The 1,927-nt window shown below is 51.9% G+C and carries 2 protein-coding genes; both read right to left on the minus strand.

The genetic code is table 11. The features are described 5' to 3' along the window. Positions 1–380 (minus strand): conjugative transfer signal peptidase TraF (gene traF / locus AXE65_RS02755; protein ID WP_068387745.1); only part of this gene is annotated, 380 nt, incomplete at its 3' end. Beyond that, positions 368–1,927: type IV secretory system conjugative DNA transfer family protein (locus AXE65_RS02760; protein ID WP_068387748.1), on the minus strand; the 1,560-nt coding region annotated here is incomplete at its 5' end. The genes AXE65_RS02760 and traF, both read right to left, overlap by 13 nt.

A 1,927-nucleotide genomic window follows, 5' to 3' on the forward strand; every position in this document is an offset into this window, starting at 1 on the left:
TTCGGTAAGGGTCTGCCGCCAGGGTCGGTGGCTAAGGCTTTGGAATGGGCTAAACGCTGCCCATTAATCTGTATGCCGGTTTGATCAATGCGGATTTCATCGCCGGTTATGGCGGCTACCCATTTCATCATGCCGCTGTAGTTGTTTGGGCAAAAACCGGCGGTCAGATAACCGCGTTGTTTGGCGAGTTTAAAAATATCGGTATCCGGCGGGCAGACCAGCACATAAGCGCCTTTTTCAATGGGCTGATCAACTTGCCAATACAAACCTTGCGCCACGCTTTTGCTGGGATTAAACCGCGCACCGGCAAAGTGCAATCCGCTGAATAACGCAAGAAGTATCAGGCTGGTTTTGGCGATTATTGGGCTTAAGCGTTGCACAGCGCCTCTCCTGATAACGCATTAACCTGTCCCTGCGCTACCGGGTCTTCTTTGGGCGTACGCAAGGTATCGCTTCGCGCAGGCGCGACGATGGCGGCGCGTTTTTGCAACACCGGGTCTTTAAAATAAAGTAGCTGCCTGCCATAAATGGCCGGGTATCCAGCGGCATAAATGACCATATCGCCAGCCACTTCTATTTCACCTGCCGCGTTCTTTTTAGGCCCGGCCATGCGTAGCGCCTCATCAGGCGTTAATAACGGGCGCTGCACTTCTTGGAAGGTTTTCGAGACCTGCCCCATGATCAGACCGCCACGTTTGCCGCTGGTGGTGATTTGCGCTTTTACCGCGGTGGTTTGTCCGCTTAGTTTGGACAAATGCTCGGCGGTTTCAATGCGATTCGGCGGGTAGGCATTTTGGATATGGCAGTTCGAGGTGATCGATTCATCTTGCCCATAGCCGGTCTCGCGGCTTTTAAGCTGATTGATGTCTTGGCAAATCAAATAGCACTTGATGCCGTATCCGGCGACAAAGGCCAGTGATTCTTGCAGGATGTCCAGCTTGCCAAGACTTGGAAACTCATCCAGCATCATCAGTAAGCGGTGTTTGTAATGAGCCTGCGGTCTGCCGTTTTTAAATTCCATTTTGTCGGCGAGCAGGCGGACAATCATATTGACCAGTATCCGCACTAATGGACGCAAGCGCGCTTTGTCATTGGGTTGGGTAACGATATAAAGACTGACCGGACTTTCATGGTGCATCAGGTCTTTAATTAAAAAGTCGGAACAGTTGGTGTTTTTCTCAACCACTGGGTCGCGGTATAACGCAAGATAGGATTTGGCCGTTGAAAGAACAGAGCCGCCTTCTTCTTGCGGGCGATTTTTCATGTCGGCACCGGCAGACGCGACAATATCGTTACGAAGTCCGCCGGGGTTATGGCGGTTGTTAATCATCGCGTCCCAAAGTTCGGCAGGCGTACCATCGGGACTGGATAACATCGCGTCGATGGCGGCGATATTCGCTTTAAACTTTAGGTCTGCCCGCTTTAAATACAGCGCATGCAAAATAACGCCTACCAATAACGCACAGGCGGTTTTTTGCCAGTGCGTGTCAAGCCCCTTGCCGTCGGGATCCACAATTAAGGTGGCGAGATTTTGTACGTCGCCGACATCAAATAAACCCGTTTTATCGTCGAAGCGGATTTCATCCAACGGGTTCCAGCGCACTACGCCATCATCACTGCTCGCCGGTTCAAAGCGCAGTACTTTGTTCAGCGCCCGCTGTTGTCGCCAGCCTGCGGTTAATGCCCAAAGCTCGCCTTTTAAATCGGTAATAACGGCGCTTTTAGTCCAGGCCAGTAAGGACGGAACCACCAGCCCTACGCCTTTACCGGAACGGGTCGGCGCATAACAGAGGATATGCTCCGGCCCACTGTGGCGCAGGTAATAAAACGTGCCGTCTTTGTCTACAAAACCGCCGACATAGACCAGAGGGTCGGCTTCTTTGCCTTTTTGATGGGTGGGTAATAATCCAGCGGCTTGAATATCTTT

The sequence above is a fragment of the Ventosimonas gracilis genome (genome assembly GCF_001580025.1).
Lineage (GTDB): Bacteria > Pseudomonadota > Gammaproteobacteria > Pseudomonadales > Pseudomonadaceae > Ventosimonas > Ventosimonas gracilis.